Source organism: Pseudomonas sp. R4-39-08 (assembly GCF_003852275.1).
GTDB lineage: Bacteria > Pseudomonadota > Gammaproteobacteria > Pseudomonadales > Pseudomonadaceae > Aquipseudomonas.
The window spans coordinates 1,591,638-1,613,369 of the sequence record NZ_CP027733.1 but is presented as its reverse complement, the minus strand read 5'-3'; the positions used below and the strand labels follow the sequence as shown (position 1 = coordinate 1,613,369).

General features: G+C 61.8%; 22 protein-coding genes and 1 pseudogene. 12 read left to right on the top strand and 11 right to left on the bottom strand.

Annotated elements, in window-relative coordinates:
* Positions 1 to 134 precede the first annotated feature (134 nt).
* Positions 135 to 2,876, top strand: a complete 2,742-nt coding sequence (acnA, locus tag C4J88_RS07360) for an aconitate hydratase AcnA (protein ID WP_124406593.1) — start codon at positions 135 to 137, stop codon at positions 2,874 to 2,876.
* A gap of 125 nt (positions 2,877 to 3,001) precedes the next feature.
* On the opposite strand, the gene C4J88_RS07355 is transcribed toward acnA, so the two are convergent.
* The gene (locus tag C4J88_RS07355; RefSeq protein WP_124370023.1) at positions 3,002 to 3,937 is read right to left on the bottom strand and encodes an aspartyl/asparaginyl beta-hydroxylase domain-containing protein; all 936 of its coding nucleotides are present in this window, start codon (positions 3,935 to 3,937) and stop codon (positions 3,002 to 3,004) included.
* A 139-nt stretch (positions 3,938 to 4,076) separates the two neighbouring features.
* Complete coding sequence (gene cysK, locus C4J88_RS07350; protein WP_124406592.1) at positions 4,077 to 5,051, bottom strand: cysteine synthase A; 975 nt, start codon at positions 5,049 to 5,051, stop codon at positions 4,077 to 4,079.
* Positions 5,052 to 5,177: 126 nt separating this feature from the next.
* Between cysK and C4J88_RS07345 the strand changes: the two genes are divergently transcribed.
* From C4J88_RS07345 to C4J88_RS07335, 3 genes are all read left to right on the top strand, one after another.
* Complete coding sequence (locus C4J88_RS07345) at positions 5,178 to 6,254, top strand: DUF748 domain-containing protein (RefSeq protein ID WP_124366254.1); 1,077 nt, start codon at positions 5,178 to 5,180, stop codon at positions 6,252 to 6,254.
* Positions 6,255 to 6,352: 98 nt separating this feature from the next.
* Entirely contained in the window at positions 6,353 to 7,198 is an 846-nt protein-coding gene (locus C4J88_RS07340; protein ID WP_003189627.1) for a MoxR family ATPase, read from the top strand.
* Positions 7,198 to 8,376 carry a VWA domain-containing protein gene (locus C4J88_RS07335; RefSeq protein ID WP_032892863.1) on the top strand — a complete coding sequence of 393 codons (1,179 nt, stop codon included), beginning with the start codon at positions 7,198 to 7,200 and terminating at the stop codon, positions 8,374 to 8,376. Before C4J88_RS07340 ends, C4J88_RS07335 begins: the two co-directional genes overlap by 1 nt.
* A 125-nt stretch (positions 8,377 to 8,501) precedes the next feature.
* Here the strand turns inward: C4J88_RS07335 and C4J88_RS07330 are convergent, their stop codons facing one another.
* The 3 genes from C4J88_RS07330 to C4J88_RS07320 are packed head-to-tail and all read right to left on the bottom strand — an operon-like array spanning position 8,502 to position 10,848.
* Positions 8,502 to 9,410 (bottom strand): biotin-dependent carboxyltransferase family protein, encoded by a 909-nt coding sequence (locus C4J88_RS07330; protein WP_124406591.1) that lies wholly within the window; start codon positions 9,408 to 9,410, stop codon positions 8,502 to 8,504.
* The gene (pxpB, locus tag C4J88_RS07325; protein WP_124406590.1) at positions 9,407 to 10,111 is read right to left on the bottom strand and encodes a 5-oxoprolinase subunit PxpB; all 705 of its coding nucleotides are present in this window, start codon (positions 10,109 to 10,111) and stop codon (positions 9,407 to 9,409) included. Before pxpB ends, C4J88_RS07330 begins: the two co-directional genes overlap by 4 nt.
* Positions 10,108 to 10,848, bottom strand: a complete 741-nt coding sequence (locus C4J88_RS07320; RefSeq protein WP_124406589.1) for a 5-oxoprolinase subunit PxpA — start codon at positions 10,846 to 10,848, stop codon at positions 10,108 to 10,110. Before C4J88_RS07320 ends, pxpB begins: the two co-directional genes overlap by 4 nt.
* 177 nt (positions 10,849 to 11,025) lie before the next feature.
* Here C4J88_RS07320 and C4J88_RS07315 point away from each other — a divergent pair.
* A pseudogene (locus C4J88_RS07315) lies at positions 11,026 to 11,939 on the top strand (LysR family transcriptional regulator).
* Between the two features lie 107 nt (positions 11,940 to 12,046).
* Here the strand turns inward: C4J88_RS07315 and C4J88_RS07310 are convergent.
* The 3 genes from C4J88_RS07310 to C4J88_RS07300 are packed head-to-tail and all read right to left on the bottom strand — an operon-like array spanning position 12,047 to position 13,934.
* Positions 12,047 to 12,589, bottom strand: a complete 543-nt coding sequence (locus C4J88_RS07310) for a DUF2937 family protein (RefSeq protein ID WP_005786113.1) — start codon at positions 12,587 to 12,589, stop codon at positions 12,047 to 12,049.
* Between the two features lie 10 nt (positions 12,590 to 12,599).
* Positions 12,600 to 13,376 carry a class II glutamine amidotransferase gene (locus tag C4J88_RS07305; protein ID WP_124361774.1) on the bottom strand — a complete coding sequence of 259 codons (777 nt, stop codon included), beginning with the start codon at positions 13,374 to 13,376 and terminating at the stop codon, positions 12,600 to 12,602.
* 30 nt (positions 13,377 to 13,406) lie between these two features.
* Entirely contained in the window at positions 13,407 to 13,934 is a 528-nt protein-coding gene (locus C4J88_RS07300; RefSeq protein WP_124366250.1) for an MFS transporter, read from the bottom strand.
* A gap of 24 nt (positions 13,935 to 13,958) precedes the next feature.
* On the opposite strand from C4J88_RS07300, the gene C4J88_RS07295 reads away from it, so the two are divergent.
* Both C4J88_RS07295 and C4J88_RS07290 read left to right on the top strand, forming a co-directional pair.
* Positions 13,959 to 16,001 carry a S9 family peptidase gene (locus tag C4J88_RS07295; protein ID WP_124406588.1) on the top strand — a complete coding sequence of 681 codons (2,043 nt, stop codon included), beginning with the start codon at positions 13,959 to 13,961 and terminating at the stop codon, positions 15,999 to 16,001.
* 68 nt (positions 16,002 to 16,069) lie between these two features.
* A complete protein-coding gene (locus C4J88_RS07290; protein ID WP_124361771.1) occupies positions 16,070 to 16,543 on the top strand; it encodes a cyclic nucleotide-binding domain-containing protein in 474 nt (157 codons plus the stop codon).
* Here C4J88_RS07290 and C4J88_RS07285 read toward each other — a convergent pair.
* A complete protein-coding gene (locus C4J88_RS07285) occupies positions 16,540 to 16,818 on the bottom strand; it encodes a hypothetical protein (protein ID WP_124366248.1) in 279 nt (92 codons plus the stop codon). The two genes, C4J88_RS07290 and C4J88_RS07285, sit on opposite strands and share 4 nt — an antisense overlap.
* Before the next feature lie 78 nt (positions 16,819 to 16,896).
* Between C4J88_RS07285 and C4J88_RS07280 the strand changes: the two genes are divergently transcribed.
* From C4J88_RS07280 to C4J88_RS07265, 4 genes are all read left to right on the top strand, one after another.
* A complete protein-coding gene (locus C4J88_RS07280) occupies positions 16,897 to 17,583 on the top strand; it encodes a spermidine synthase (RefSeq protein ID WP_058419598.1) in 687 nt (228 codons plus the stop codon).
* A gap of 59 nt (positions 17,584 to 17,642) precedes the next feature.
* Positions 17,643 to 18,017 carry a YajD family HNH nuclease gene (locus C4J88_RS07275; RefSeq protein ID WP_003210675.1) on the top strand — a complete coding sequence of 125 codons (375 nt, stop codon included), beginning with the start codon at positions 17,643 to 17,645 and terminating at the stop codon, positions 18,015 to 18,017.
* A 167-nt stretch (positions 18,018 to 18,184) separates the two neighbouring features.
* Complete coding sequence (locus tag C4J88_RS07270) at positions 18,185 to 18,652, top strand: RNA methyltransferase (protein ID WP_053136646.1); 468 nt, start codon at positions 18,185 to 18,187, stop codon at positions 18,650 to 18,652.
* Between the two features lie 67 nt (positions 18,653 to 18,719).
* On the top strand, positions 18,720 to 19,070 hold the full coding sequence (locus tag C4J88_RS07265) for a DUF2892 domain-containing protein (protein WP_124366245.1): 351 nt from the start codon (positions 18,720 to 18,722) through the stop codon (positions 19,068 to 19,070).
* A 144-nt stretch (positions 19,071 to 19,214) separates the two neighbouring features.
* On the opposite strand, the gene C4J88_RS07260 is transcribed toward C4J88_RS07265, so the two are convergent.
* Together C4J88_RS07260 and C4J88_RS07255 are read right to left on the bottom strand one after the other, a co-directional pair.
* Positions 19,215 to 20,435, bottom strand: coding sequence for a hypothetical protein (locus tag C4J88_RS07260; RefSeq protein WP_124406587.1), 1,221 nt, complete (start codon positions 20,433 to 20,435; stop codon positions 19,215 to 19,217).
* Between the two features lie 13 nt (positions 20,436 to 20,448).
* Positions 20,449 to 20,898 (bottom strand): YcgN family cysteine cluster protein, encoded by a 450-nt coding sequence (locus C4J88_RS07255; protein ID WP_049709459.1) that lies wholly within the window; start codon positions 20,896 to 20,898, stop codon positions 20,449 to 20,451.
* A 153-nt stretch (positions 20,899 to 21,051) separates the two neighbouring features.
* Between C4J88_RS07255 and C4J88_RS07250 the strand changes: the two genes are divergently transcribed.
* On the top strand, positions 21,052 to 21,636 hold the full coding sequence (locus C4J88_RS07250) for a nitroreductase family protein (protein ID WP_124406586.1): 585 nt from the start codon (positions 21,052 to 21,054) through the stop codon (positions 21,634 to 21,636).
* Positions 21,637 to 21,732 lie beyond the last annotated feature (96 nt).

Sequence of the window (21,732 nt, the reverse complement as noted above, 5' to 3'; positions counted from 1 at the left end):
ATGATAGCCGAGTTCGGAACCTTGGACTTGAGCATAGAGTCCAGTTATTAGCCTGCTAATGAAAATCGCGCTAAGTTGAACGCTCTGTTCGTCCCGTCAGGTCCGTGGCCGTGCGGATCAAAAGGAGTCATGTAATGTCATCCCTTGATAGCCTGAGAACCCTTAAAACCCTGCAAATAGACAGCAAGACCTACCACTACTTCAGCCTGCCCGAAGCCGCCAAGAGCCTGGGTGACCTGGACAAGCTGCCGATGTCGCTCAAAGTGCTGCTGGAAAACCTGCTGCGCTGGGAAGACGCCAAGACCGTCACCGGCACCGACCTCAAGGCCATCGCCGCCTGGCTCAAGGAACGCCGGTCCGACCGTGAGATCCAATACCGCCCCGCCCGCGTGCTGATGCAGGACTTCACCGGCGTGCCCGCCGTGGTCGACCTGGCCGCCATGCGCGCCGCCGTGGCCAAGGCCGGGGGCGACCCGCAGCGCATCAACCCGCTGTCGCCGGTCGACCTGGTGATCGACCACTCGGTAATGGTCGACAAATTCGGCAACGCCGACGCCTTTGAGCAAAACGTCGACATCGAAATGCAGCGCAACGGCGAACGTTACGCCTTCCTGCGCTGGGGCCAGAGCGCCTTTGACAACTTCAGCGTGGTGCCGCCGGGCACCGGCATCTGCCACCAGGTCAACCTGGAATATCTCGGCCGCACCGTGTGGACCAAAGATGAAGACGGCCGCACCTACGCCTTCCCCGATACCCTGGTGGGTACCGATTCCCACACCACCATGATCAACGGCCTCGGCGTGCTCGGCTGGGGCGTGGGCGGGATCGAAGCGGAAGCGGCGATGCTCGGCCAGCCGGTGTCTATGCTGATCCCGGAAGTGATCGGCTTCAAGCTCACCGGCAAATTGAAAGAAGGCATCACCGCCACCGACCTGGTGCTGACGGTGACCCAGATGCTGCGCAAAAAAGGCGTGGTCGGTAAGTTCGTCGAATTCTATGGCGACGGCCTGGCCGATCTGCCCCTGGCCGACCGCGCCACCATTGCCAACATGGCGCCTGAGTACGGCGCTACCTGCGGCTTTTTCCCGGTCGACGAGGTGACGCTGGACTACCTGCGCCTGTCCGGTCGCCCGGCGGAAACTGTCAAGCTGGTCGAGGCCTACACCAAGGCCCAGGGCCTGTGGCGCAACGCCGGCCAGGAGCCGATCTTCACCGACACTCTGGCCCTGGACATGGGCAGCGTCGAAGCCAGCCTTGCCGGGCCGAAACGCCCGCAGGACCGTGTCGCCCTGCCAAACGTGGGCCAGGCGTTCAGTGATTTCCTCGACCTGCAATTCAAACCCACCAGCAAGGAAGAAGGCCGCCTGGAAAGCGAAGGCGGTGGCGGCGTCGCCGTGGGCAATGCCGACCTGGTGGGCGAAGCCGATTACGAATACGAAGGCACCACCTATCGCCTGAAAAACGGTGCCGTGGTCATCGCAGCCATCACCTCCTGCACCAACACCTCCAACCCCAGCGTGATGATGGCGGCCGGGCTGGTGGCGAAGAAGGCCGTGGAAAAAGGCCTGACGCGCAAGCCATGGGTCAAGACCTCCCTGGCGCCGGGTTCGAAAGTGGTTACCGACTATTACAAGGCGGCCGGCCTCACCCACTACCTGGACACACTCGGTTTCGACCTGGTGGGCTACGGCTGCACAACCTGCATCGGCAACTCCGGGCCGCTGCCCGAGCCGATTGAAAAAGCCATCCAGCAAGCCGACCTCACCGTCGCCTCAGTGTTGTCCGGCAACCGCAACTTCGAGGGCCGCGTGCACCCACTGGTGAAAACCAACTGGCTGGCCTCGCCGCCCCTGGTGGTGGCCTACGCGTTGGCGGGTACGGTGCGTATCGACATCAGCAGCGAGCCCCTGGGTAATGACCAGCAGGGCAACCCGGTGTACCTCAAGGACATCTGGCCCAGCAGCCAGGAGATCGCCGACGCGGTGGCCCAGGTCAGCACGGGCATGTTCCACAAGGAATACGCCGAAGTATTTGCCGGCGACGCACAGTGGCAAGCGATTGAGGTGCCGCAGGCGGCGACTTATGTGTGGCAGAAGGATTCCACCTATATCCAGCATCCGCCGTTCTTCGACGATATCGCCGGGCCGCTGCCGGTGATCGCAGACATCAAGGGCGCCAACGTGCTGGCCCTGCTCGGCGACTCGGTGACCACCGACCACATCTCCCCTGCCGGCAACATCAAGACCGACAGCCCGGCCGGCCACTACTTGCGCGAGCAAGGCGTGGAGCCACGGGACTTCAACTCCTACGGCTCACGCCGGGGCAACCATGAAGTGATGATGCGCGGCACCTTTGCCAATATCCGGATCCGCAACGAAATGCTCGGCGGCGAGGAAGGTGGCAATACGCTGTATATCCCGACCGGCGAGAGAATGGCGATCTACGATGCCGCGATGAAATACCAGGCATCGGGTACACCGCTGGTGGTAATCGCCGGCCAAGAGTACGGCACCGGCTCGAGCCGCGACTGGGCGGCAAAGGGCACCAACCTGCTGGGCGTCAAGGCGGTGATTGCTGAAAGCTTCGAACGAATCCACCGCTCCAACCTGGTGGGCATGGGCGTGCTGCCGTTGCAGTTCAAGCTGGACCAGAACCGCAAGTCGCTCCAGCTCACCGGCAAGGAGAAGATCGATATTCTCGGGCTGACGAATGCCGAGATCGAACCTCGGATGAACCTGACGTTAGTGATTACCCGGGAAGATGGCCGCAGCGAGAAGATCGAGGTGCTGTGCCGGATCGATACGCTTAACGAAGTGGAATACTTCAAGGCAGGCGGTATCTTGCATTACGTGCTGCGCCAGTTGATCGCCTCTTAAGCAACACTGCAAAACCAATGTGGGAGGGGGCTTGCTCCCGATGCCGGAGTGTCAGGTTAAACATCTTTACCTGATCCACCGCTATCGGGAGCAAGCCCCCTCCCACATTTTTGACCGCGCTCCGATCAGAACAACCACTTCCACAGCAATACCAGCACAACCACCGCCAACACCGGCCGCGCAATGCGGTAGGCCTTGGGATGCTTGCGCTTCCACTGCTTGACCTGGCCGCTGAACTTGTCACTGAAGGTCTTGCTCCAGGCATACGCCTGGTTGATCCCACCCACGCGCTCGTCGTCGAGGTTCTGCGGCGCGGTGGCACGCCCCAGCTGCTTGCTGACCCAGCGGTTGACGCGGGTCATCAGGCGGTTGCTCAACGGGCGTTCGATGTCGCAGAACAGGATCACACGGGTTTGATCGGTTTCGTTCTTGACCCAGTGCACATAGGTTTCGTCGAACATCACATCTTCGCCGTCGCGCCAGGCGTAGACCTGGCCGTCGACGAAGATGCGGCAGTCGTCGGAGTTCGGCGTGGACAGCCCCAGGTGATAGCGCAGGGAGCCGGCGAACGGGTCGCGGTGCGGGTTCAGATGGCTGCCGCCCGGCAACAGCGCAAACATTGCGCCCTTGACGTTGGGGATACTGCTGACCAGCGCCACGGTTTTCGGGCACAAGGCCTCGGCCGATGGCAGGGGTTTGTCGTACCACTTGAGGTAGAAGCGCTTCCAGCCTTTCTTGAAGAACGAGCCGAAACCGGCATCGTTGTTCTTTTCGGCGGCGCGGATGTAGCCCTCGTCGAACAGGTGCATGGCCTCTTCGCGGATCACTTCCCAGTTGTCCTTGAGCACGTCCAGTTCCGGGAACTTGCTGCGGTCCAGGTAGGGCTTGGACGGTACCGCGGAAAACAGGTACATCAATGCGTTATACGGGGCGAACAGCGCCGAATGGTTGACGAACTGGCGCAGCATCGGCAAGCGGGCCTTGCCGCGCAGGTGCACGTACAGCGTGCTGCCGATAAACAGCAGCAACACCGACAGTTTGGCGGCCAAAGAAAAGGTCATGCAGCAACTCCTGGAAATAAGCGCCTGGCCAACAGCAGACGTAGCAGCCGGCCATGATAAACATTTGGGCCATTATGCAGAAGGCCTTGGCCAACCGGCTGACCTGAATCAACACCCCGTCGCCCTCTGGTGTAGGCGCTCAAGCCTGGTTTTCCTGCTCGGTAAACAAATCACTGAACAACATGCTCGACAGGTAGCGCTCACCGGAGTCCGGCAGGATCACCACGATGGTCTTGCCCTGCATTTCCGGCTTCTCGGCCAGGCGCACCGCCGCCGCCATGGCCGCGCCGCAGGAGATGCCGCACAAAATGCCTTCTTCCTGCATCAAGCGCAGGGCCATGGCCTTGGATTCTTCGTCGGTGACCAACTCCACGCGGTCGACCATCGACAAGTCGAGGTTTTTCGGCACAAAACCGGCGCCAATGCCCTGGATCTTGTGCGGGCTGGGCTTGATCTCTTCGCCGGCCAGCGCCTGGGTAATCACCGGCGACACGAGCGGCTCCACTGCCACTGACAGAATCGGCTTGCCCGCCGTGTGCTTGATATAGCGCGACACACCGGTGAGGGTGCCGCCCGTGCCCACGCCCGCCACTAGCACATCCACAGCGCCGTCGGTGTCGTTCCAGATTTCCGGGCCGGTGGTTTTCTCGTGGATGGCAGGGTTTGCCGGGTTTTCGAACTGGCCCGGCATAAAGTAGGCTCCAGGGTCGGCGGCGACAATTTCTGCGGCTTTTTCAATCGCGCCTTTCATGCCCTTGGCCGGTTCGGTCAGCACCAGCTCGGCGCCGAGGGCCTTGAGCACTTTACGACGCTCGATGCTCATGGACGCGGGCATGGTCAGCAACAGTTTGTAGCCGCGTGCCGCCGCCACGAACGCCAGGCCGATCCCGGTATTGCCGGAGGTGGGCTCGACAATGGTCATGCCCGGCTTGAGTTTGCCGCTGCTTTCCGCGTCCCAGATCATGTTGGCGCCAATGCGGCACTTCACCGAGTAGCCTGGGTTGCGCCCTTCGATCTTGGCCAGGATGGTGACCCCGCGCGGTGCGATGCGGTTGATCTGCACCAGGGGCGTATTACCGATGGAGTGCGCGTTGTCTGCAAAGATGCGGCTCATGACGGATCCTATTTGGCAATGTCCAGAAAGGTCCCAAGGGTATGCCTCGTGCCACTAGGCGTCCAGTCGGAGGAACGTTGCGCCCCTTGCAACAGTCCATCACCTACGAGCAAGGAGGACTGCCCCATGAAACGTCGTTACAGCTGGCCGCTCTGGACCCTCGCCGGGCTGGTGCTGGTACTGGTTGCCGTGCACATCGCGCTGCCTTACCTGGTGCGCAACTACCTGAATGAAAGGCTCGCCAATATGGGCGACTACCGTGGCGAAATTGCCGATGTGGACCTGGCTTTATGGCGCGGCGCCTACCGGATCAATGGTCTGCAGATCGTCAAGGTCGACGGCAAGGTACCGGTGCCGTTCATCAAGGCGCCGCTCATCGAGTTCGCAGTGAGCTGGCATTCGCTGTGGTACGACCATGCGGTGGTAGCCGAAGGGCATTTCGTACGGCCGGAGGTCAATTTCGTCGACGGTGGCGCCAACAAGCAGGCCTCCCAGACTGGTAAAGGCACCGACTGGCAGGAACAACTGCGCAAGCTGCTGCCGATCACCCTCAATGAAGTGCGCATCGAAGACGGCAAGATCTCGTTTCATAACTTCAGCTCCACGCCCAAGGTCAACCTCAATGCCACCGGGGTCAACGCCAGTTTCTACAACCTGACCAACGTGGTGGACGTCAAAGGCAAGCGCGATGCGCGCTTCGAGGGCAAGGCGCTGTTGCAAGGCCAGGCGCCTCTGGAAGCCAACGCCACCTTTGACCCACTGAGCGATTTCGAAGAGTTCGAATTCCGCTTGCGCGCCCGCGACCTGCAACTCAAGCGCATGAATGACTTTGCCTCGGCCTATGGCAAGTTCGACTTCAAGGCCGGCACCGGCGACGTGGTGATCGAAGCCCAGGCCGAAAAAGGCCAACTGAGCGGCTATATCAAGCCGCTGCTGCGCGATGTCGAGGTGTTCGACTGGCAGCAGGACGTGGAAAACAAAGACAAGAACATCTTCCGCTCGATCTGGGAGGCTGTGGTTGGCGCCAGCGAGACGGTGTTGAAGAACCAGCGCAAAAACCAGTTCGCCACCCGCGTTGAGCTGAGCGGCAGCGTGCATCAACAAAACGTCAGTGCGTTTTCCGCGGTGATCGCGATTCTGCGCAACGGGTTCATCCAGGCGTTCAACGCGCGCTATGAACAACCCAAGCCAACGGCGGAGTGAGCCTGACCGGCCATTCAGAGACTGAATAGCCCGTCTGCGTTCACAGTCGCCGGGGCTGCGCGGTATAGTCGGGCATTGATGAATTCGAGGAATGACCGATGAAGTTCGAAGGCACCCAGGCCTATGTGGCTACCGATGACCTGAAACTGGCCGTCAACGCCGCCATCACCCTGGAGCGGCCGCTGCTGGTCAAGGGCGAACCGGGCACCGGCAAGACCATGCTCGCCGAGCAATTGGCCGAGTCCTTTGGTGCCAGATTGATCACCTGGCACATCAAGTCCACCACCAAGGCCCACCAGGGCCTCTACGAGTACGACGCGGTCAGCCGCCTGCGCGACTCGCAACTGGGTGTGGACAAGGTGCACGACGTGCGCAACTACCTGAAAAAGGGCAAGCTCTGGGAAGCCTTCGAATCCGAGGAGCGGGTGATCCTGCTGATCGACGAAATCGACAAGGCCGACATCGAGTTCCCCAACGACCTGTTGCAGGAACTCGACAAGATGGAGTTCTACGTCTACGAAATCGACGAGACCATCAAGGCCAAGAAACGCCCGATCATCATCATTACCTCCAACAACGAAAAAGAGCTGCCGGACGCGTTCCTGCGCCGCTGCTTCTTCCATTACATCGCCTTCCCCGACCGCACCACCCTGCAAAAAATCGTCGACGTGCACTACCCGGACATCAAGAAAGACCTGGTCAGCGAAGCGCTGGATGTGTTCTTCGACGTGCGCAAGGTGCCCGGTTTGAAGAAAAAACCTTCCACCTCCGAGCTGGTGGACTGGCTCAAGCTGCTGATGGCCGACAATATCGGCGAAGCCGTGCTGCGCGAGCGCGACCCGACCAAGGCCATCCCGCCGCTGGCAGGCGCCTTGGTGAAGAACGAGCAGGACGTACAATTGCTGGAGCGTCTGGCGTTCATGAGCCGTCGCGGTAATCGCTGATGTTGCTCAACCTGTTCAATGAAATGCGGGCCGCCAAGGTGCCGGTGTCGGTGCGTGAACTGCTCGACCTGATCAACGCGCTGAAACAACGCGTGACCTTCGCCGACATGGACGAGTTCTACTACCTGGCGCGGGCGATCCTGGTCAAGGATGAACGGCATTTCGACAAGTTCGACCGGGCTTTTGGCGCCTACTTCAATGGCCTGGAAAAGCTCGACGATCACCTGCAGGCGCTGATCCCCGAAGAGTGGCTGCGCAAGGAGTTCGAGCGCTCGCTGAGCGATGAAGAGCGCGCGCAGATCCAGTCCCTCGGCGGCCTCGACAAGCTGATCGAGGAATTCAAGAAACGCCTGGAAGAACAGAAAGAACGCCACGCCGGCGGCAACAAATGGATCGGCACCGGCGGCACCAGCCCCTTCGGTTCCGGCGGCTACAACCCGGAAGGCATTCGTGTGGGCGATGCGGGCAAGCGCCAGGGCAAGGCGGTGAAGGTGTGGGACCAGCGCGAGTACAAGAACCTCGACGATCAGGTGGAACTGGGCACGCGCAACATCAAGATCGCCCTGCGCCGCCTGCGCAAATTCGCCCGCCAGGGTGCGGCGGAAGAGCTGGACATCGATGGCACCATCGACCACACCGCGCGCGACGCCGGGCTGTTGAATATCCAGATGCGCCCCGAACGACGCAACACTATCAAGCTGTTGCTGCTGTTCGATATCGGCGGCTCGATGGACGCCCATGTGAAGATCTGCGAAGAGCTGTTCTCTGCCTGCAAGACCGAGTTCAAGCACTTGGAGTACTTCTACTTTCATAACTTCGTGTACGAGTCTGTGTGGAAGAACAACCAGCGCCGCACCTCGGAGCGCACCTCCACTCAGGACCTTCTGCACAAGTACGGCGCGGACTACAAAGTGATCTTTATCGGCGATGCGTCCATGGCGCCCTATGAAATCACCCAGGCCGGCGGCAGCGTCGAACACTGGAACGAGGAGCCTGGGTATGTATGGATGCAGCGGTTCATGGCCAAGTACAAGAAGCTGATCTGGATAAACCCGTATCCCAAGGATACCTGGGGGTATACGGCGTCGACGGGGATCGTGCGCGAGTTGGTGGAGGACCAGATGTACCCGCTGACGTTGCGCGGGTTGGAAGAAGGTATGCGTTTTCTCTCCAAGTAACCCAAATCCAATACACATCCAATGTGGGAGGGGCTTGCCCCCGATAGCAGTATGTCAGTCAATACATCAGTGACTGGACCACCGCTATCGGGAGCAAGCCCCCTCCCACATTTTGGACTGCAGTGTTACTGGAATCGGCGCAAATAGTCGATGTGCTGCCGATGCGCGGTTTCCTGCACCACGGGTGCCAATCGCACCTTCTCCCCCGGCAAACACTGCGCCAGGCGTGCCAAGGATAAAGGCGTCAGCGCACCCAACCGTGGATAACCGCCGATGGTCTGCCGATCATTGAGCAACACAATCGGCTGCCCATCCGGCGGTACCTGGATCGCGCCCAGGGGAATGCCTTCAGAAATCAACGACGGTCCCTGATAGTGCAGCGGCGTGCCGAGCAAGCGCATGCCCATGCGGTCGGCGCGGCTGTCCAGCGCCCATTCGGTGTTGAAAGCGTCGAATAAACTCTGCCCGCTGAAACGGCCTATTTGGGCGCCGACGATTACGTCCAGTGAGGCACCGGATTGCAAATCCGGGTTGGCCAGCACCCTCATCGCCCCGCCCGTGCCGGAATAAGCCAAGCGCCCGCCTTCGACCAATGCGTTGCCCAAACCGTCGACGCCGCCCAACTCCTCACGCACCACCGTTGCACAGCTGCCCAGCACCTGCGGTGCATCGAACCCGCCCGGCGCCGCCAGGTAAGCCCGCGCGCCCTTGAACGGCTGGGTAAAGCGCAAGCGCTGGCCTTTTTGCAGGATAAAACTGCGCCCTGGGCTGATGGCGCGCTCGTCGATAAAGGCGCCAAGGTCGGCACCGGCCAGGGCCAGTAGGCAGTAGTCCTCGGCCTGCACGGTAAAGCCGCCCAGGGTGATTTCCACCACGGGCGCATCCAGCGCATTGCCCAGCAGCCAATTGGCCCACGACATCGACACCCAATCCAGCGCGCCGCCCTGGGTCACGCCCAGGTGGCGCACGCCGAAACGCCCGGCATCCTGCAACAGGCACAGCGGCGTGCTGGCCTCGATCAGCAAGCGGCTCATGCCTGTGCCTCCAAGGGCATATCATCGCCGCCCAGGTTGACGAACTCCGCGTGGCTGACCGCCTCGAAGCGCACCGTGTCGCCCGGCTGCATCAGGCTGTAGCCATCGCGCTCGCGGTCGAACAGCTTGGCCGGGGTGCGCCCGATCAGGTTCCAGCCACCGGGAGACACCACCGGATAGGCGGCGGTTTGCCGCTCGGCGATACCCACACTGCCGGCCGTCACGCGTTTGCGCGGGGTGCTGAGGCGCGGTGTGGCGAGGACTTCATCCACCAGCCCCATAAAGGCAAAACCGGGGGCGAAACCGAGGGCGAACACTTGATAAAGGTGAGTGCTGTGGCGACGGATCACTTCAGCCACCGCAAGCCCACTGCGCTGTGCCAGCAAGGCCAGTTCCGGGCCGACGCTCAGGTCGTACCACACCGGCAGCACATGGCAGCGGCCGCCGCCCTGGGCCTGGGGCTGCAAGTCGGTCAGCGCCTGGTCGATCAACGCCCGCGCCTCGGCCGGTGCCAGGGTGGCGAGGTCGTAATGCACCATCAAAGTGGTGTAGGACGGCACCAGGTCGACCAAGGCACCGCCGAACCCGCTGCGCAACCGCTGGGTGGCGGCGAGCATCCACGGCATGTTGGTTTCGGCAATCTCATCGAACAGCCGCACCATCAGGCAGTCGATTGCCACCACTTCAATCCGTGGCTTCATGCTGGTTTCAACGCCTGGCGGATACGCTGCACCGCGGCCATCGAGCTGGCGTTATCACCGTGTACGCACAACGTGTGGGCCTGCAAGACCAAGGCGCTGCCGTCGCTGGCGCTCAGGGCCTCACCTCGGGAAATAGTCACCGCCTGATTGACGATGGTCTCGGTATCGTGGTGCACCGCACCCGGCAGTTGGCGAGAAACCAGATGGCCCTGGCTGTCATAGGCGCGGTCGGCAAAGGCTTCGAACCACAGGGTCACACCGTATTCATCGCCCACGGCCTGGGCCGCGCTGTTGTCGCGCGTGGCCAGCAACATCAGCGGCAGGTCGCCGTAAGCGGCCACGGCCTGGATCACCGCGCGCAGCTGGGCGGGATTGGCCATCATGTCGTTGTACATCGCGCCATGGGGTTTCACGTAACTGACGCGCGCCCCTTGTGCCCGGCAGATGCCATCCAGCGCACCGATCTGGTAATGCAGCAGGTCCTGGATTTCCTGGGGCGTGTAGTTCATGGAGCGCCGGCCGAAGCCTTGCAGGTCCTGATAGGCCGGGTGTGCGCCCACTTGCACGGCGTGCTTGAGCGCCAGGCTGACGGTCTTGCGCATGATGCTCGGGTCGCCGGCATGGAAGCCGCAGGCCACGTTGGCGCAGTCGATGAACGGCATGACTTCAGCGTCCAGACCCATCGTCCAGTTGCCAAAGCTTTCGCCGATGTCGCAATTCAATAGCAGGCGGCTCACGGGGTCGCTCCTGTAGGCTTTGTTTTTTTGTAGTGTGGGATCTTTTACCAACATCTCGCAACGATGTTGTCCTGAACCCCAACGACGCTTATCGTGGAACGACTCGATTTTTGGCGCTGGCCCGGTGCGGCGTCCAACTAATAAAAACCGATCCAAGCATAAGAAAAAGTTGATCCCATGAATTTGGAGTTCCTCGAAACCTTCGTCTGGGTGGCCAAGCTCAAGAGTTTCCGCCTGACCGCCGAAAAGCTGTTCACCACCCAGGCGTCGATTTCCAGCCGCATTGCCGTGCTCGAAAGCGAGTTGGGGGTAAAGCTGTTCCTGCGCGATTCGCGTGGCGTGAGCCTGACCCCGGAAGGTTTGAAGGTGCTCGATTATGCCGAGCAGATGATGGTAACCATGCAGGGCTTGAAGCAGTCCCTGGAAACCACCAGCAGCAAGGTCGGACGGATTCGGATCGGCGCAATGGACACCGTGATTCACACCTGGCTCAGCCCGTTGGTCGCTGAGTTGATGAGCCTGTTCCCGCGGGTAGAAATCGAATTGGTCGCCGATACCGCTTTGAATTTAAGCGATCAGCTGCAAAAAGGCTTCCTCGACCTGATCCTGCAAACTGACCTGCTGCGCCTGGAAAGCGTGCGCAGCCTGGAACTGGGCAGCCACCCCATGGCGTGGATCGTCGCCAGCCAGTCGATCTATAACCGCGACTACGCTTCCCTCGCCGAATTGGCCCAGGAACGTATCATCACCTACTCGAAAAACTCCTGCCCCCATCAGGATGTGTTGAGCTTGATGCAGGCCAACGGCGTGGCCGCGCCACGGATGAATTGCGTGAATTCGGTGTCGGCCATCACCCGTTTACTGCGCGATGGCTTTGGCATTGGCGCACTGCCGCCGGTGCTGGTCAGCGAAGAGCTGGCACGGGGGAATTGGTGATGCTGCCGATGGCGCAGAAGTTGCCAAACCTGCAGGTGGTGGTGTCGTGGCGGGTCGGGGTGGAATTGGTGGAGGAGATTGTGGGGTTGTGCCAGAAGGTCGTTGCTCGCTACGCCGAAGAGGTCGGCGAAGAGCGGATGGTGCTGAGCCACTGAATGGACCGGGCCCAAATGTGGGAGGGGGCTTGCTCCCGATAGCAGGGTGTCAGTCAGCCTATTTCCAGCTGACCCACCGCTATCGGGAGCAAGCCCCCTCCCACATTTTAGAGGCCTTTGAGGTCCCGCTCTTCGATCGGCCGGCTCTGGCGCAGGCGTCGGCCGCCCAGCACCACCCAATCGATCAGTCGATACAGGCATTCGATACCGAACGACAACAGCATCGCCCCACCCAGGCCCCAGCCCATGGCTTCGGGCGTGAGCAATATCTGGTAGCTGTAGCCATTCCAGGTTTCCAGGCGAATATCCGGATCGGCGGCCACCGCTACTTGCAGGGCGCGGATGTACCAGGGGCCTTGCATGGCCTGGAATTGCTTGTCCAACTCGAGCTGCCGGTCGAGCATCGCGCCCAGGCTGCTCGCGTCGCTCTGGAACACCGGATCGTCACTGGCACGGTAATGCGCCACCAAAGCTTGCATGTCACCGTTGAAGAACTGCTGCGCAGTGGACTCGAACCCGCGCAGGCCTGTCTGGGCCTCGATCAGGTGGGCTTCGACGCGCTTGGCGTAATCGTTGATGAAGCCCGGCACTTGCACACCGACCAACAAGCCAATGGCAAACAGCACCAACCGCAGATAACTGAGCAACATGGTCGATTCCTTATTCGGTAACGCCTTGGCTGACGCATTCACCGCGTCGCCACAGGCTCCATTGGCCCGGTTCGTAGCGGGTCCAGTTTTCGTTGTCGGTCAGAGGTTCGGTGGCGATCACCGTTACCACGTCATTGGGGGTGGTTTCGGCCTGGAAATCGACAATCACGTCGACATCTTTCAAGCGAGCCGGGCCAAACGGGGCGCGCCGGGTGATCTGCGCCAGCTTGGTCGAACAGTAGCAAAACAGCCAGTCGCCATCACTGAGCAGGCAGTTGAACACGCCTTTGCTACGGTATTCGGCACAGGCGGCGATCAGGTCCGGCAGCATGTGCTCGATATCCACCGGCTCCGGGAAGGCTTCGCGCACGCGGTTGAGCAGGTCGCAGAACGCCGCTTCGCTGTCGGTGTCGCCGACCGGTCGGTAGAAGGTGGCGCGGGGGGTGAAGTCGGCCAGTTGACCATTGTGCGCAAAACACCAGTTGCGGCCCCACAGTTCGCGCACGAACGGGTGGGTATTGGCCAGGCTCACCTTGCCCACATTGGCCTGGCGGATATGGCCGATCACCACTTCGCTCTTGATCGGATAACGCTGCACCAGCAACGCGACTTCCGACTCGCTGCTCGCGGCCGGGTCCTGGAACAGGCGCAGGCCACGGCCTTCGTAGAAGGCGATGCCCCAACCGTCGCGGTGCGGGCCGGTACGTCCGCCCCGCTGCATCAGCCCGGTAAAGCTGAACACGATATCGGTGGGGACGTTGGCACTCATGCCCAATAATTCACACATGCCAGGGCTCTCGCTGCAGGGCGGACAACGTTAAAGGCGCGGTTCGACCCGCATGCCACCGACAGGTGCCGGGCGATGGAACGGTTCGTCTTCTTCCGGCTCGGCGGCCAACGCGGCATCCGTGGCGGCCTTGCGCTCGCGGCGGGCGTTGGCGGCGCGCTCGAGGGGCCAGCGGATCAACACGAACACGATGTACAGCCCGAACACGATCATGGTGTACATGAACAGGTCGGAGATGGCGCGCCAGGCGTTATTGCCGACCTTGAGCACCAGGTCCAGGGCGGTGATCGCCACGGCCGGCGCGAACTGGGTCTTGATCGGGTCGACGATGGTGGGGCTGAGCAACAGCACCGCCATCAGTAACTGCAACGGCTCACGCAGCCAGCGCCACATCCAGCGGGTCATGCGCCACCACACTAACAGGCAGCCCAAAGCGGCGAAGGCGTAAAGGCCCCAAGCGGTCAGATAGTCGTTCTCGGTCATGGTGTCCATGGCAAGGCTGGCAAAGAGGCGGCTATGATAACGGCTTTTGCGTGTCGCGGCTGCAATGCCGGCCACCGTCCGCCCGATAGAGAATTATCCATGCCTATTTCGACCGCACCGATTGCCCGCAAGGCCCCAGGCCCAGACCCGTACGCCTGGCTGCAGGAGCGTGACAGCCGCGACGTCCTCGATTACCTCAAGGCCGAAAACGCCTGGCAAGAGGCGCAGCTCGCCGACCAGCAGGCGTTGCGCGAGAGCCTGTTCGAAGAGATCAAGGGCCGTATCCTGGAAACCGACTTGTCCCTGCCTTCCCCCTGGGGCCCGTATCTGTACTACACCCGCACCACCGCCGGTGACGAATACGCGCGCCACTACCGCTGCCGCCGCCCGGCCGATGACAGCAACCAGGTGGATGAGCAGAGCGAAGAACTGCTGCTGGACCCGAACGAGCTGGCCAATGGCGGGTTTTTCTCCCTCGGCGCGTTCAGCATCAGCCCCGACCATCAGCGCCTGGCCTACAGCCTCGACACCAGTGGTGAAGAGATCTACACCCTGTTCGTGAAGGAATTGGCTACCGACAAGGTCAGCGAACTGGCGTTCGACAACTGCGACGGCAGCATGACCTGGGCCAACGACAGCCTCACGCTGTTCTTTGGCGAACTGGACGACACCCATCGCCCGCACAAACTCTACCGCTACCGCCTGGACGGCACGGCGGCGCAGGAAGTGTTCCACGAACCCGACGGACGTTTCTTCCTGCATTGCTACCGTTCCAGCTCCGAGCGCCAGTTGCTGCTGGCCCTGGGCAGCAAGACCACCAGCGAAATCTGGGCACTGGACGCCGACCAGCCGCACCAGGGTTTCACCTGCCTGGCGCCACGGGTAGAAGACCATGAATACGATGTCGACCACGGCCAGTTGAACGGCCAGTGGACCTGGTTTATCCGCAGCAACCGCGACGGCATCAATTACGCGCTGTTCGTTGCCGCCGACACCGGCACGGTGCCCACCGAAGCCGACTGGCAGAACCTGATCCCCCACAGCGACGAGGTGATGCTGGACGGCATCAGCCTGAATGCCAGCGCCATGACCTTGAGCCTGCGCATCGGTGGCCTGCCGGTGATCGAAGTGCACCCCGAGGGCGTGCCGGCCTATCGCGTGGAATTGCCTGACGCGGCTTACAGCCTCTACGTACAGGACAGCCTGGAATTTATCAGCGACAAGGTCCGCCTGCGCTATGAAGCCCTGAACCGCCCGGCCCAGGTGCGCCAGTTGGAACTGGCCAGCGGCGCTCAACAGGTGCTCAAGCAAACCCCGGTACTCGGCGCATTCAATGCCGACGACTACGTCAGCCAGCGCCTGTGGGCCACGTCCGCCGACGGCACCCAGGTGCCGATCAGCCTGGTGGTCAAGCGTGACCAGCTCGGCAAGCCGACGCCGTTGTACCTGTATGGCTACGGCGCGTACGGCCAAAGCCTCGACCCGTGGTTCTCCCACGCACGCCTGAGCCTGCTCGACCGTGGCGTGGCGTTTGCCATCGCGCATGTGCGCGGCGGCGGCGAACTGGGTGAAGCCTGGTATCGCAACGGCAAGCAGGAACACAAGCAGAACACGTTCAGCGATTTCATCGCCTGCGCCGAACACCTCATCGCCCAGGGCCTGACTACCGCCAGGCAGCTGGCGATCAGCGGCGGCAGCGCCGGCGGCCTGTTGATCGGGGCCGTGCTCAACCAGCGCCCGGAGCTGTTCCAGGCGGCGATCGCCGAAGTACCGTTTGTCGATGTGCTCAACACCATGCTCGACCCGGACCTGCCGCTGACCGTCACGGAGTACGACGAATGGGGCAACCCGCAGGAGCCCGAGGTGTATGCGCGCATCAAGGCGTATGCGCCTTACGAAAACGTGCGGGCCCAGGCCTACCCGCACCTGCTGGTGATCGCCGGTTACAACGACAGCCGCGTGCAGTACTGGGAAGCGGCCAAGTGGGTGGCCAAATTGCGCGACACCAAGACCGACGACAACCTGCTGCTGCTCAAGACCGAGCTGGGTGCCGGTCACGGTGGCATGAGTGGCCGTTACCAGGGATTACGTGACGTAGCGCTCGAATACGCCTTTGTCTTCAAGGCGCTGGAACTGATTTAGGAACTTAGCCAGGCGGTCCTGTCTGAACACAGGACCGCCTACCGAATTGATGGACCAAGATCGCAGTTATGTCAGAACCCACCCTGCTCAACCAAGAAATCCGCGACATGCTGATGGACTGCGGCCTGTTCGACCCGCTGCTACCGGAAGATTTTCATATCGCCGCGGGCTACTTCAATATCAGCAGCATTGCCCAGGATGAGGTGATTTTCCTCGAGGGCGATGCTGGCACCTTCATGTGCATCCTCCACAGCGGCCAGGTGGCGGTGCAGAAAACCAACCACGCGGGCCAACGCCTGACCATTGCCACCCTGCGCAGCGGCCGGGCCTTTGGCGAAATGGCGGTACTCGACGGCGAACGGCGCTCGGCCAGCTGCATGGCGGCCACCGACTGTGTGCTGCTGAACCTGGGCAAGGACGCCCTGGAGAAAATGCTCAACGAAGCGCCCAGGGTAGCGGCAAAGATCATCCGCGCGATTGCCATCGCCCTGTCCAAGCGTTTGCGCATGGCTGACGGGCAATTACTGGCGCAACAGTTTTAACCGCCAGGCGTCTTCGGCTTGCTGTCGTTCTGCTGCAGGCCCGGCACGGTCTGGTCCTTGGGCGGCGCCGGCAGCACGATGGGTGCCAGGGGCGGCGAGCCGTTGGTCTTGGGCACGACGGGCGGCGTGACCTGCGGGTACAACGTAGGCGTTGGCGTGCCCGGCGCGCCGGGGGTGGGTGCGGGGGCGACCGGTACGGTTTGCGACTCCTGCGCCTGCGCCGCACCCAATGCGAGCGCGCCAAGCACAATGACCGTTAGAATACTGCACTTCATCGATGGCTCCATGGCCTGACCGGAATGTCGTAAGGCTACTCCCAACCGCGCAAGAATGCCCTTCCCAATGAGATTTCCATGAAACGTTTCGTTCTGCTGGACACCACTCCGATCCCCGACAACGGCGGTGCCTTGTGCCTGTTCGAATACGGCGAGGATTTCGTGATCAAGATTCAGGGCGGTGACGGTGGCCAGTTGATGAACACGCGCATGCACGGCTCCGAAGACGCCCTGGCGGAGATCCCCTGCCGCAAGGTCGCGGGGCGCCCGGGCTCACGGGTGCTGATCGGCGGCCTGGGCATGGGATTCACCCTGGCCTCGGCGCTCAAGCACCTGGGCAAGAGCGCCGAAGTGGTGGTGGCGGAATTGGTCCCGGGCGTGGTGGAGTGGAACCGTGGGCCGCTGGGCGAAAAGTCCGGCCGCCCCTTGCTCGACCCACGCACGGTGATCCGCCTGGAAGACGTGGCCAAAGTGCTGCAGGCCGAGCCCCAGGGCTTTGATGCGATCATGCTCGATGTCGATAACGGCCCTGAAGGCCTCACGCAGAAGGCCAACAGTTGGCTGTATTCTGCCGGCGGCCTGGCCGCCTGCGCCAAGGCGCTGCGCCCCAAGGGCGTGCTGGCGGTGTGGTCAGCCAGCGCCGACAAACTGTTCAGCGACAAACTGCGCAAGGCCGGTTTCAAGGCCGAGGAAGTGCAGGTGTTTGCCCACGGCAACAAGGGCACGCGGCATACCATCTGGATTGCGGAAAAGCTCAAGGGCTAATTGCGCTGTGATTAGCTAGAATCAACCTGTCCGTGACCACCCAATAGCCAGGAGCCATGATGAGCTCGACCAATCCGCCCTCCCACACCGCCAAGCTGGACCGCATCCTCGCCGATGCCCAGCGCGACCGGGAAATGGGCTACCGCGACAAAGCCCTGAAAATGTACCCCCACGTGTGCGGCCGCTGCGCCCGTGAATTCGCCGGCAAGCGCCTGAGCGAACTGACCGTGCACCACCGCAACCACAATCATGACGACAACCCCCAGGACGGCTCCAACTGGGAATTGCTCTGCCTGTACTGCCATGACAACGAGCATTCGCGCTATACCGACCAGCAGTACTTCGGCGAAGGCTCCACCAGCAGCCCGACGATTGCCAAGGCCACGCACAACCCGTTTGCGGCGTTGGCGGGGTTGATGAAGAAGGACGACTGAGGATTTTGTCGCCTGTTCCGGCCTCATCGGGAGCAAGCCCCCTCCCACATTTGACTGTATTCACAAATCAAAATGTGGGAGGGGGCTTGCTCCCGATAGCGATCGCCCCAGCACCACGATGCCCCAAAGCCGTATAATCGCGTTTTTTCTCCAAGGCACCCTTCCCCGTGGGCAATAAACGCTACAGCTGCATCGGTCTGTACAACCCCAAATCCCCTGAAAACGTCGGCTCGGTGATGCGCGCCGCCGGCTGCTACGGTGTGGCTTCGGTGTTCTATACCGGCGTGCGTTACGAGCGCGCGCGGGACTTCATCACCGACACCAAGAAGGTTCACCACGACATTCCGCTGATCGGCATCGATGACCTGAAGAAGATCCTGCCCCTGGGCTGCATCCCCGTCGCCGTGGAACTGGTGGAAGGCGCCCGCCCGCTGCCCGAATACACCCACCCCGACCGCGCGCTGTATATCTTCGGCCCGGAAGATGGCTCGCTGGATAAAGACATTCGCGACTGGTGCGAAGACGTCGTCTATATTCCGACCACTGGCTGCATGAACCTTGCCGCCACCGTCAACGTGGTGCTCTACGACCGCCTGGCCAAGGGCAACAACACCCGCTCGGGCCCCAAGTACTGAAATATCGGGAACATCCGGCCCTCGAGAACAGTCAGCTACTTACACTTGCCTTTGTAGGAGACAGACCATGAGCGACAGCAAAACCCTGCGACCTTTCATCGAACATCAGCAGCCTGAAGCCCCGCGTACACAGAACGTGCACGGCTGGGAGCGCATCGGCTCGGTGGCCGGTGGCGTGATGATGGTAGGCAAAGGCCTGCGCCGTGGCGGGCTCTTCGGGCTGATCCAGGTGGCGATTGGTGGCGTGGCGCTGGCTCGGGGTTTCACCGGGCACAGTTCGCTCAAGGACAAGCTGGAGCAAGGCCGCCAGGAAATGAACAGCGTACGCACGAAGATCGAGCGCGCTGGCGCGGAGCTGCAGAACTTGAAGACCAAGGCTGAAGTGGCGGCTGAGAAAGCCACGAAAACCGTGGGGTGACCCAGGTCTTCGGCCTATAGAGATTCAAATGTGGGAGGGGGCTTGCTCCCGATAGCAGGGTGTCAGTCACCGCATACAGTGACTGAACCACAGCAATCGGGAGCAAGCCCCCTCCCACATTTTGCTTTGTGCATGGCTTGAAGATCAGCGCAGCAGCTTGCTGTCGAGCACGGCGGATGAACCATCGATGATGCGCTCAGCCAGTTGCACAAACTCTTTTGTGGTAACGCTACCGGCCCGCATCACCGCCTGTGCCAGATCATCCAGCGAGCGCTTGTTATGGGTTTTCACGCGGATCTCTCGGTCCAGCTCCTGCAACACCACCACGGCCCGTGACACCGTCGCGCCGCTGACATGTTCGCCCCGCAGGCGCGTCACGTCCTTGCCCTCCTTCGCCAGGCGCGCCTGTATCGCCTGATACCGTTCATCGGTGATCCCCCCGGCGCGGCGTACCAGCTCGATGGCGTAATAGCCGGCCAGGCCTTCGCTGATCCAGTCACTGCTGTCGTGGTCATTGAAACGGGCGATGGCCTGCACCACTTCGCGGATCAACGGGCTGCTGCCGTCTTCGCTGACCAGCGGCGTGCGGCTGTTGAGGTAGATCGAGTCACGCGCCGAAACTGCGCCACGGCGCATCGGATCGCTGGCGCCCACCACCAGCAATTTGGCCGGGTGGCGCGGGAACGCGGCTTCCACCTGCGGCCACACGAAGGTCAGCAGCGTCAGCACATCCATACGCCGCATGCCCTGGCCCTTGGGCGAGGTCACGGTGACCTCGGTTTCCCCCAGGCGCATGCGGCGGCTGCCCAGGTTACCGGCAAGCATCCAGCCGGTGGGGCGGTCGAACAGGCGGGATACGTTGTCGACGCGGAACCGATTTTTGCCGATACGCGGCCAGGCGGTCTCGACGCTTTTCCAGCCTGGCGGCAGCTCAAACATCAGCCGCGCGACCAGCTCCACCCCGTCCTGCTGGTCCAGCCGTGCGGCGGGCACCAGGTCATCGCCACGAAACAGCGCCCAGCCTGGCGTCATACGCGTTTCATAGCTGCCCGGCTTGCGCGCGTGGGTGAGGCGTACGCGATAGGTCAGGCTGGCCTTGTCGGCGCCGGGTTGCCAATGACCGCGATGACCAGTGACTTTCCATTGCCCATCGGCCTTGAAGTCGCTGTAGTCACCGTCCTGGCCCAGGTCAAAATCCAGGCTGCGCACGGCGGAACCCTGGGACAGGCTCACGCGCACTTCGGCCTGATCGCTCTGGGGCAGGAGTTTGACGTGGTAATCCAGGTCGACTTTCTTGGCGCACCACGCCGGCATGCTCAGCGCCAGCAACAGCGCAGAGGTCGCCAGCTTGAATCCCACCCTCATACACACTCCTTGTTCAACCTGCCCGGAAGATCAGGTAATCCTCCCAGTCGTCCTCTGGCACGCTGCCTTCGCTGAGCATGCGCCCGGACTGGGAAATGCGTTCCTGGTGCACGGCGTCGCGGTCGCCACAGACCAGGTGGTGCCACAGTGGCAAATCCTTGCGCTCGCTGACCAGCCGATAGCCGCAGGTGGGCGGCAGCCACTTGAACTGGTCGGCCTGGCCGGGTGTGAGCTGGATGCAGTCGGGCACCGACGCGCGACGGTTGGGATAGTCGGTGCACTGGCAGGTTTTCAGGTCGAGCAGTTTGCAGGCGATGCGGGTGTAATAGACGCTGTTGTCGTCTTCATCCTCAAGCTTTTGCAGGCAGCACAGGCCACAGCCGTCGCACAACGACTCCCATTCCTCCTGGTCGAGGTGTTCGAGGGTTTTGCGTATCCAGAAAGGTTCGACTTTGGCGGCCATGGCTCTGCATCAGTATCGGTAGGTGAAAAGGCCGCCAGTCTAGTGCCCAAGCCCCCTGGGGCCAAGCGCTGTCGACTGGCGGTGTGACAACACTTGTCAGTCTAGTAGCCGCGCAGTAGTTTTGAGCGCCGAATCGACGATCAGGAACTGCTTATGACCCGTGTTGCCGACTACCCGATCCACCCCCAGTTTATCGACCGCTGGTCGCCGCGCGCCTTTACCGGCGAGAGCATTCCCCAGGAAACCCTGCTGAGCTTCTTCGAGGCGGCGCGTTGGGCCCCTTCGGCGTACAACTCGCAGCCATGGCGTTTTCTCTATGCCCGTCGTGACACGCCGGATTGGCAGCGTTTCCTGGGCCTGCTCAATGAGTTCAACCAGGGCTGGGCGCAGCATGCGTCGGCGCTGGTGATCATCGCCTCGAAAACCGACTTCATCGCCCCCGGTGCCAAGGAAGAAACCCCGGCCTTGTGGCACACCTTCGACACCGGCGCCGCCTGGGCTCACCTGGCCCTGCAAGCCAGCCTGAGCGGCTGGCACACCCACGGCATGGCCGGCTTCGATCAGGAGCTGACCCGCAAGGTGCTGAAGATTCCAGAAGGGTATGCACTGCATGCCGCCGTGGCCATCGGCAAGCTGGGGGATAAGTCGAGCCTGCCGGAGTATTTGCAAGGCCGCGAAGCGCCGAGCCCGCGCAAGCCGCTGAGCGAGCTGGTCTCGGAAGGCGACTTCAGTCTCTGAAGCGTGCACTAATGCGAGCCAGTTAGGGCTTTTTGTAGGAGCGAGCTTGCTCGCGAAGAACCCAAGGCGCCCGCGTTTATCCAGAATGAACGCGTT

Excerpts from the sequence above, each read along its gene's own strand:
- acnA (WP_124406593.1), top strand. The coding sequence starts at position 135 with ATGTCATCCCTTGATAGCCTGAGAACCCTTAAAACCCTGCAAATAGAC.
- C4J88_RS07355 (WP_124370023.1), bottom strand. The coding sequence starts at position 3,937 with ATGACCTTTTCTTTGGCCGCCAAACTGTCGGTGTTGCTGCTGTTTATC.
- cysK (WP_124406592.1), bottom strand. The coding sequence starts at position 5,051 with ATGAGCCGCATCTTTGCAGACAACGCGCACTCCATCGGTAATACGCCC.
- C4J88_RS07345 (WP_124366254.1), top strand. The coding sequence starts at position 5,178 with ATGAAACGTCGTTACAGCTGGCCGCTCTGGACCCTCGCCGGGCTGGTG.
- C4J88_RS07340 (WP_003189627.1), top strand. The coding sequence starts at position 6,353 with ATGAAGTTCGAAGGCACCCAGGCCTATGTGGCTACCGATGACCTGAAA.
- C4J88_RS07335 (WP_032892863.1), top strand. The coding sequence starts at position 7,198 with ATGTTGCTCAACCTGTTCAATGAAATGCGGGCCGCCAAGGTGCCGGTG.
- C4J88_RS07330 (WP_124406591.1), bottom strand. The coding sequence starts at position 9,410 with ATGAGCCGCTTGCTGATCGAGGCCAGCACGCCGCTGTGCCTGTTGCAG.
- pxpB (WP_124406590.1), bottom strand. The coding sequence starts at position 10,111 with ATGAAGCCACGGATTGAAGTGGTGGCAATCGACTGCCTGATGGTGCGG.
- C4J88_RS07310 (WP_005786113.1), bottom strand. The coding sequence starts at position 12,589 with ATGTTGCTCAGTTATCTGCGGTTGGTGCTGTTTGCCATTGGCTTGTTG.
- C4J88_RS07305 (WP_124361774.1), bottom strand. The coding sequence starts at position 13,376 with ATGTGTGAATTATTGGGCATGAGTGCCAACGTCCCCACCGATATCGTG.
- C4J88_RS07295 (WP_124406588.1), top strand. The coding sequence starts at position 13,959 with ATGCCTATTTCGACCGCACCGATTGCCCGCAAGGCCCCAGGCCCAGAC.
- C4J88_RS07290 (WP_124361771.1), top strand. The coding sequence starts at position 16,070 with ATGTCAGAACCCACCCTGCTCAACCAAGAAATCCGCGACATGCTGATG.
- C4J88_RS07285 (WP_124366248.1), bottom strand. The coding sequence starts at position 16,818 with ATGAAGTGCAGTATTCTAACGGTCATTGTGCTTGGCGCGCTCGCATTG.
- C4J88_RS07280 (WP_058419598.1), top strand. The coding sequence starts at position 16,897 with ATGAAACGTTTCGTTCTGCTGGACACCACTCCGATCCCCGACAACGGC.
- C4J88_RS07275 (WP_003210675.1), top strand. The coding sequence starts at position 17,643 with ATGAGCTCGACCAATCCGCCCTCCCACACCGCCAAGCTGGACCGCATC.
- C4J88_RS07265 (WP_124366245.1), top strand. The coding sequence starts at position 18,720 with ATGAGCGACAGCAAAACCCTGCGACCTTTCATCGAACATCAGCAGCCT.
- C4J88_RS07260 (WP_124406587.1), bottom strand. The coding sequence starts at position 20,435 with ATGAGGGTGGGATTCAAGCTGGCGACCTCTGCGCTGTTGCTGGCGCTG.
- C4J88_RS07255 (WP_049709459.1), bottom strand. The coding sequence starts at position 20,898 with ATGGCCGCCAAAGTCGAACCTTTCTGGATACGCAAAACCCTCGAACAC.
- C4J88_RS07250 (WP_124406586.1), top strand. The coding sequence starts at position 21,052 with ATGACCCGTGTTGCCGACTACCCGATCCACCCCCAGTTTATCGACCGC.